Origin of the sequence: Methanosarcina sp. DH2 (assembly GCF_020804225.1) — an archaeon.
Taxonomy (GTDB): domain Archaea; phylum Halobacteriota; class Methanosarcinia; order Methanosarcinales; family Methanosarcinaceae; genus Methanosarcina.
In genome coordinates, this window is sequence record NZ_WJBI01000019.1 from 73,174 (window position 1) to 80,943 (window position 7,770).

Consider the following 7,770-nt stretch of genomic DNA (forward strand, 5'->3'; position numbering starts at 1 on the left):
TGGAACTATTTTTTTCCAATCCGGACAAGCGTTCCTTCATAATATTAGCCTTTTCTATGCAGCGGAAAATAACCCTATATCATTACCAGACTCAGTTGTTCATATCTCGAAATCCAGGAACTATTGGATTCGGTTATTCGTACTTTAAACCCGGGATAGGATATTTTCCGGGAGAAAAACGTTTATAACAGTGTATTTTTTTTAAATATGAATAATCTATCTTTCACAGAGATAACTCCTATTTATCTTTAAATGTTCAGGTGGCGAAATAAACATCAGTAATTGGAAAATCCATCAATTCGATTATTAATATTGTTCTCATGGTTGCGATGTTCAATTTCGCATTTTTGATACTTTCTGTCCTGGTAGCAGGATATATCACAGGAGAAGAGGTTTTAAGTGCTTCAATAGGACCATTAAGAGGTATTGACGAAAGTGTCATGTTTACAGAAAACGAACCGGTAACTTTTATTTTTTCAACAAGGGAACAAATCAGAACAGAACTTTTAAACATCACTATTGTTGACCCGCAAAACATAGAATATTCCTGGCAAAAAGGTTTTGGTGGGCACAATCAATCAGGGATATTTGTAGATGATTTTACTATGTTTACCCCGAAATCATCAGGAATTCACCAGATAAAAATAAGTAACACTCAACAATGGCACTTTTCAGTTTCTCTCTCGTATCCACAAAGAATAATCAGGGCTTTCTTGTTTATACATTCATCGAGTATAGTCGATAAAATTCTCTGATTTTGTCGTATATGAACGATGGATTTATGAAATTACATTCGATCTCGATAGTGTAGTAAAAGAGTAACCTTTCCATGATTCTGGTTTTAACTCTTTCTTCAAAGCTTAATTTTAGTTGTAATCCTGAGTGGTAGAGGGATTTAATGCAAAATTATCCGATGTGATGATAATCCCTCTTTTCATCTTGAGGTTTTTCATCCTGGCCAGCAGGCATTTCACCTCGCATTCTTTTGTTTCCATGTCAGACAAATTCAAGGTATAACATGTCGACAGTTTCCTCCGTCTGTATAGAAATCCATTATTCATCAAATTAGAACACAGGTATGCCGGCCTGTTCAAAGTCTCTGTCTCTTCCTATTGAATAGCAATTTAATAAGATTTATACCGATCGATAATACCAAATAGTGTTATTCTTTTCCTTCAATGAATAGTATATACTGATTTTGGAATAAAGTTGATTTTAAGATGAGATTAATAAAAAAGATTTTTCGATCTATGTCACATATTTTTCTTTTCTTTCTTTAATTTTTGAATTTATTCCTATCTTTATAAATATAATAGCTGGTCAAAGAGGCAAATGGGCTACTATAATTATTTATTAAATGGATATTATATATGCAAATAATATGATCAAATATATGTATCCAAGAAACACGTAGTCAAACTCAAAACTGACTGATAATTTATGTCCTTCATTCTGAAAAAAGCATATTATTTAAGTTAGTTACAAACTTGAGTTCGGACATGTATCTGGAGATAATTTGCAAAGTTGAGTAAGATTAAGGTTGAGTAAATAAAAAAGGATAAAAATATGTGGGGGGTAAAGAACTGAAAAAGAAATATGTGTTTGAAAAGAAAGACCATCTACTTGGTGGTCTATTAGTAGGGACAACAGTAGGGACAGCCGCCGGAGCTGTGGTAGGCTTTGTTGCAGGTGTTACTGCGAAATATACTTATGATAAGTATGTTAAAGAGAAAAGGGTATATAAAAAACTTCATTTAGTTCCAAAGAAGGTACTTAAACGCCCATATCCTGCTACTGTGAAATCTGTTTATCCGGATCGACAAACATTTTCAAAGGACCCGAAATCTCCTATCTGGATCGAATTCGATGCATCTATTGACAGTTCTACTGTCACGAAGGATACAGTTATAGTCAAGAGTTCAGCTTCTGAAAATCCTATAGAAGGAATTCTTGATGCTGGTACCAGAACGCTGATGTTCAGGCCTTATGAAGAGTATCCTCTGGGAGAAGATGAGACTAAAATATCTGTTACTTTGATAGGGACTGACACGGGATCAGGAGTTATCAAAGACGTGAAAGGTGTTTCTTTTGATGGAGATAAAGATGGAGAAGCCGGTGGAGATTTCACATACAAGTTCAAGATTTCGAAAAAATAAAAACTTTTCTACAGTATTTTTTTCTTTCTCAGGACTTATGCAGTTACCTGCTTTGCAGGCAACTTTTGAGTCTTTTTGATTTTTTAAACTAAAGCATACATTGGATCTCTTATGAATTGATTAATAGTATTTCTCGTAATGCTACACTTCGTTTCAAACCATATAATCCCAGTTGTTATTCTTTGGATTTCAAACCTTAGAAATGCTCTTATTGCCATCACAATATGTGCTCTCTGCACACTATTTCTTATTGCCTGGCAGCATTACACGACCACGCCTCGAAATACCATTCCGACGAAGAGCTAAGGTGATCCGCAAAACTGATCTGCATCACCCTGAACAAGGTCAACCTTAACCTAGATGCAACAACGATAAAAGAAATCCTCGACCGTTTAACCTAAAAGACTTTTGGATGTAAATAATATCAAAATAGATGATAAAAGCTGCGGGAAAGTTGATGGCTATATTTTCTAATCATCAAAGTATATTGCCTGTTTTATCCTGAAATTATTTCGCTTTTTAAATTTCTTTTATTACTGTTATCTATCGTATACAGATGACCTACTATTTTACTTCAATTTCGAATTTGTTTCATTTTACATGATCATTCCACAATACCAAAATGTAATGGAACTCACTCAATGTTTAACCTTTTACGTCACCTGATGCTGTATCGTGTAATGAACTTTTAAATGGCTTTGAGTCTGCGAAATTATTTCAGGATACAACAGATGTAAATTCAGTACTTCGCTAATTTTGATTTCCTCATTACGGAAGCTTCTCGATACCTTTATATGTAATGAAAAATGCCTCTCTATGTCTTTTTTCACAAATAAGTTCAGAAATAGGTTTAAAATCGAATTAAAGTCAAAGTACTGTATTGATTCTATATTACAACCTCTCACATCTCATGTAATCCTCAAGATCAATGGTTCACTTACAAGTGAAGACATTATTCGTACTGTTGTGAGTTTGGCAGTCGATAAGAGTTCAGTCCATTCTGTCTCAAAACAGTATTCTGCTGTTGCTTGTGAAACATCTTTACGTTACCATCTTAAGAAACTAAACATGGACGAATTGATCCTATCCAATGAAAAGATTCTTCTTCAAAATCCCCTAAAAACTCTCAAAACAGGTAAGAGCTATGAGTTTGCCATTGATTTAACCAACGATCCTTATTACGGGAAAACAGATTCGTCTAAAGAGAAATATGTAATTCGTAGCCAAGCTAAAAAGTCAACAAACTCTTTTTACTCATATATCTCCCTCTACATCACTAACAAGAACGAAAGGTTTACTGTATCTGTTCTTCCTGTAGAAAAGAAAAAACCAATGGTTGAATACCTCTCCTATTTTCTCTATCTCATCAAAAGACTGAATTTTAAAATCAAGGTTCTCTGCCTTGATAGAGAGTTTTATTCTATAGATGTGTTTGAATTTTTGCAAAGTAATGGTGTTCCTCACATAGTTCCTGTTGTCAAGAAAGGAGAGAAGATGAAGCAACTTATGAATGGGAATAAGGCTCGGAGTACACAATATGTCATGAAGAATTCTAAGAAAAAGATTCTTTTAGACATTATCATTGATGTTAAGTATCTGAAAGGAAAGAGAGGTAAAAAGGGATGTGAGAACCTTGGTTTTGTTGTTTTTGGAGTTAAATGGTCTCCAAGAAAGGTCAGTACAGTTTACAGAAGAAGATTTGCTATTGAATCGTCATACAGGATGAGGAATGTGGTTAGACCAAAGACATCATCTAAAAACGCAACTATAAGGTACTTTTATGCATTGGTATCCTTTCTACTAAAAAATATATGGCTATACATTCAGAAAAAACATTTTACTATTGTCAAAAGAGGACCTCAGGTTATAGATGAGGATAAGTTCAGATTTGAAGTATTTATACTTATTATTAAGGAATGGATAAGAAGAAAGTTAAGAGTGAGGACAACAGTGTGGTGTTTGAGATAAATGAAGGTAGAGTAAAAGTGGAGGAAAGATTTTAGCGAACTACTGAAATTGCTTCCAAAAGAGATTTTGGATTGGTATCATGAAAACTACAATAATAGCGATGTGCGTCTCAGACATGCAGAGGAACTTGCAAGAAGGGGTATTGACGGCATATGGTTGGCTTATCATTCCGAAGAGATCTAGAAGCGATAAGAGAGATTGAGAGGAAATTAATACCTATTGCAAATGATTGGAACAACAATCATAATTTCCCTAAACTTTTCAACAAACAGGATGCTAACCAAAGTAAAATCTTGTAAAATATTTAATCTTATAAGAACTTGTGTTATTGTTGGTGGGGATTCTTGGTCGATCAGTCAGATGTACATGAAAAAACCTTCAGCCCGAGTTTAAATGAAAGAACTGATGCCTTGCAGCAGCTTATAACCTTTTTTGGATCCTTTTCGGACAAGCAGCAAGCTCTGGAGGACATGCTCAGGCTCTGTTCCGATGAAGATAAAACTCTCAGAGTAAAAGCAATAAATGCCCTTGGAACAGTTTTCCCGGAACTTTCGGATGACGAAAAAGAAAAGGGCTGGAACAGCCTGCTTGAACTTATAGGGACTGAAGACCCGGAGGTCTGGAAAGCCGTGGTAGTGTCCCTTATTTTTGCACTCGGCTATGTACCGGAAAAAAGTAAACCATGGAACTGCCTTCTCCGGCTGGCTGAAGATGAGAACAGGCATGTCAGGGAACACGCAGTAGAAGCCCTGATCCTGCTTTTTCCTTCCATGCCGAACAGGGAAAAGGTCTGGGCTGATTTTATAGCCCTTGCAGGGAGCGAGTACGGAGATATCCGTGAACTCGTCTCGGATGCCTTTATTTTGATATACCCTTACCTTGAAGACAGGGAACAGGTCTGGGAAAGTCTGCTTGAACCTGCGGGGAGCGGAGACAGCCATGTGCAGGACAGAGCAGGAGATATCATGGCACGGATCTTCCATCAGCTCCCTGATCGAAAAAAAGCCATGCAAGACGTCGAAAACCTGACCATGGGACAAATGGGTTACATAGCCCGGCGGGCTGTAAAGTTACTACGGGACGATTATCCCGAGCTTTACGATGCAGAAAACCCGGTTGAAGAGCTTTACAGACTTGCAGCAAAAAAGGCACCGTATGCGAGATGGAAGGCTTCTGGCACAGCAGGAAAGGAGCAGGGAGCTTCCAGCAAAAAAAGAAAAGAAGAAGCTGAAAAATAGGCTAAAATGAGGCAGCGAAAGCGAAGGTTTCAAAAAAACTGAAATTTCCTGCCATACTGCTTGTTTACTGATAATATTTCAATGTCATTTACTCGATCACTATGCTTTCAGTCCGGCAGCTGTACAACTGCTGCCAGCACTTATCGTCTCCGGTTATCCCTGTGACACGTGCCCCTTCCCTCCGGTATCTTCAAGCTGCACCACACTTCCGGGCCCTAAGAGGCGTTTTTCTCCATTGCTTACTTTGAATTCTACTTTCCCGGAAGGAAGAAGACCTGCTTATGTGGAGCCGGGTGCCAGTCCCTTAACCAGCCTGAGAGAACCCGGAAGAACGCATACTGGGATGCCCGGTGGCAAGCCGACAGGAAAAGCGAAGGAGCCAGCGGGGCAAAATCCACTTCTATGAATTCAATGTCCATGTCCTCAAAATGTGACATACCGTCAGGATCAGCATATACTCATGTGTATTTCATCCAGAATATACCTCCCAATTTTATTTAGCTGAAGAAAGAATATAATCCTTCCACCTGAACCGGTAAGGCAGGATGAGGCGTAGCGTGAGGATATTGCAAAAATAGGAAAAAAGCAGTAGCTTTCAGCAAATTGAAAATAAGCTTGATGCTTTTTTGATCCTGCCTCCTTTTTTTCTTCATCTTTCGAGGAAATCAGGAGAAACTTCTTACTCTATTCAAGTTTTTCCATCACGGACCTTTGCATTCGTCTACAAATAGTATTACTCTCTCATCTGCGGTTTCACAGCTGATCCAGGAAGGTTTTTCCTTTATTGTGATGGTAAGAATGGACTTTCCATCCCATTCGAAGCTCCCGGTAACTCCTCTTTCTGAAATTTCTCCTTCATTTCCCGGCGGAACATCAATGCCGTAATTCTGAAGCGTATTCTTCATACACTCAAATGCGTCAGGTGTAACGTTAACAAATGTTATAGGCTTACAACTGTTCTCTTCATTCTGTGCCTGAGCTAATCCAAGAGAAAAAACTAAGCAGATTACTATCAGAGAAGCTGCTATCAATTTTATTCTCATTCTTTAACCCCCATTGCGAACTCGACCATTTTATTAGACTGAATGTACGGAATTAATTAATAAAAAAATAAAGATAATAAATTAGTACACAAAATTAGTACACAAAATTATACACAAAATTATACACAAAATTACACACAAAATTAAATATATTAATTTTATATTATTTAAATAATATTACTGCTGATTTATATATAGTTAATCTCTATTAAGTATGAGCTCCAGTCTGAAGTACGAAGTTTAGCAGGTCTTCGCGAGTCTCTATAGTATATTTGTAACTATTCAGGCAGCCTTTTAAAGGCTACAATTTTTCCTCTTTTCGAGGAAAAATTGGATATAAATTGAATTCTATTTTGTTTCGTTATCATGCTTACACGTGAAGAGATTCTTGCTTTGTGTGCTTCAAACCCTGAAGTTATTGCTTACATTGTGAGTCTTGAAACTCAAATTAAAGAACTTACTGAAAGGTTGATAGCCTTAGAATCTCGTTTAAACCAAAATAGTCGTAACAGCAGTCGTCCTCCTTCTACTGATTTTTTTGTCAAGGAGAAACCTAATCCTAAGAGTCTCCGTAAAAAGAGCGGGAAGAAACCTGGAGGTCAAGATGGTCACCCAGGGACAACTCTTGATATGGTTGATGATCCTGAGTAGGTAATAGAACATTCTTTGAGTTGCTGCAAAGAATGTGGCCATACTCTTGAGAATGTTGAAGTTGAAGCCCAAGAGAAAAGACAGGTCTTTGATATTCCTCCTGTAAATCTAATTGTTACAGAACACAAAAGTCAGATTAAGACCTGTCCTTACTGTGGAAGAATAAATAAAGCTGTTTTTCCTGAATCAGTAAAATATCCAGTTCAGTATGGTCCTAATATCTTAGCTTCAGCTATTTACTGTAAAAATCACCATTTTATCCCCTATGAAAGGATTTCTGAATTTTTTGAGGATATTATGGGAATAAAAATCTGTCCTGCTACGATAATTCGAGCAGAAAGAGAATGTTTTCAGAATWTAGAGGAATTYGAAAGCGTTATTCGGGAGAAATTAATGATTTCTCCTGTTGTCCATTTTGATGAAACTGGTATGAAGATCGAAGGAAAAAGGCACTGGCTTCATGTAGCTTCTAATGATAAATACACATGTTATTTTCCTCACTCAAAAAGAGGAGCAGAGGCAATAAATGCTATGGGAATTCTTCTGGAGTTTAAGGGAGTAGCAGTTCACGACGGATGGAAACCTTACAACATTTATGACTGTGATCATGCTCTCTGTAATGCTCATTTACAGAGAGAACTTGCTGGAATTGAAGAGAACTATAAACAGCAGTGGGCTAAAGAAATGAATGAACTGCTCACTGAGATGAAAAAG

General features: G+C 37.0%; 7 protein-coding genes and 1 pseudogene. 5 read left to right on the top strand and 3 right to left on the bottom strand.

Annotation, left to right across the window (positions count from 1 at the left end; all coding sequences use genetic code 11):
- Window positions 1-320: 320 nt before the first annotated feature.
- Window positions 321-755, top strand: coding sequence for a hypothetical protein (locus FXV91_RS17385; RefSeq protein ID WP_229391955.1), 435 nt, complete (start codon window positions 321-323; stop codon window positions 753-755).
- A gap of 111 nt (window positions 756-866) precedes the next feature.
- Here FXV91_RS17385 and FXV91_RS20030 read toward each other — a convergent pair whose 3' ends face one another.
- Entirely contained in the window at window positions 867-995 is a 129-nt protein-coding gene (locus FXV91_RS20030) for a hypothetical protein (protein WP_255680687.1), read from the bottom strand.
- Between the two features lie 573 nt (window positions 996-1,568).
- Between FXV91_RS20030 and FXV91_RS17390 the strand changes: the two genes are divergently transcribed.
- The 3 genes from FXV91_RS17390 (at window position 1,569) to FXV91_RS17400 (ending at window position 5,362) form a co-directional block, all read left to right on the top strand.
- Window positions 1,569-2,156: an Ig-like domain-containing protein gene (locus FXV91_RS17390; RefSeq protein WP_229391957.1), complete on the top strand. Its 588-nt coding sequence runs from the start codon at window positions 1,569-1,571 to the stop codon at window positions 2,154-2,156.
- A gap of 816 nt (window positions 2,157-2,972) precedes the next feature.
- A complete protein-coding gene (locus FXV91_RS17395; RefSeq protein ID WP_229391959.1) occupies window positions 2,973-4,124 on the top strand; it encodes an ISH3 family transposase in 1,152 nt (383 codons plus the stop codon).
- A gap of 344 nt (window positions 4,125-4,468) precedes the next feature.
- Entirely contained in the window at window positions 4,469-5,362 is an 894-nt protein-coding gene (locus FXV91_RS17400) for a hypothetical protein (protein WP_229391960.1), read from the top strand.
- A 251-nt stretch (window positions 5,363-5,613) separates the two neighbouring features.
- Here the strand turns inward: FXV91_RS17400 and FXV91_RS17405 are convergent, their stop codons facing one another.
- On the bottom strand, window positions 5,614-5,799 hold the full coding sequence (locus FXV91_RS17405) for a hypothetical protein (protein ID WP_229391962.1): 186 nt from the start codon (window positions 5,797-5,799) through the stop codon (window positions 5,614-5,616).
- Window positions 5,800-6,063: 264 nt separating this feature from the next.
- The gene (locus FXV91_RS17410) at window positions 6,064-6,405 is read right to left on the bottom strand and encodes a hypothetical protein (protein ID WP_229391964.1); all 342 of its coding nucleotides are present in this window, start codon (window positions 6,403-6,405) and stop codon (window positions 6,064-6,066) included.
- 366 nt (window positions 6,406-6,771) lie between these two features.
- Between FXV91_RS17410 and FXV91_RS17415 the strand changes: the two are divergent.
- A pseudogene (locus FXV91_RS17415) lies at window positions 6,772-7,770 on the top strand (IS66 family transposase); the annotation flags it as partial.

What these genes read in the sequence shown, in the direction of transcription:
- FXV91_RS17385 (WP_229391955.1), top strand. Translation starts at nt 321, where the DNA reads ATGGTTGCGATGTTCAATTTCGCATTTTTGATACTTTCTGTCCTGGTA.
- FXV91_RS20030 (WP_255680687.1), bottom strand. Translation starts at nt 995, where the DNA reads ATGGAAACAAAAGAATGCGAGGTGAAATGCCTGCTGGCCAGGATGAAA.
- FXV91_RS17395 (WP_229391959.1), top strand. Translation starts at nt 2,973, where the DNA reads ATGTCTTTTTTCACAAATAAGTTCAGAAATAGGTTTAAAATCGAATTA.
- FXV91_RS17405 (WP_229391962.1), bottom strand. Translation starts at nt 5,799, where the DNA reads ATGTCACATTTTGAGGACATGGACATTGAATTCATAGAAGTGGATTTT.
- FXV91_RS17410 (WP_229391964.1), bottom strand. Translation starts at nt 6,405, where the DNA reads ATGAGAATAAAATTGATAGCAGCTTCTCTGATAGTAATCTGCTTAGTT.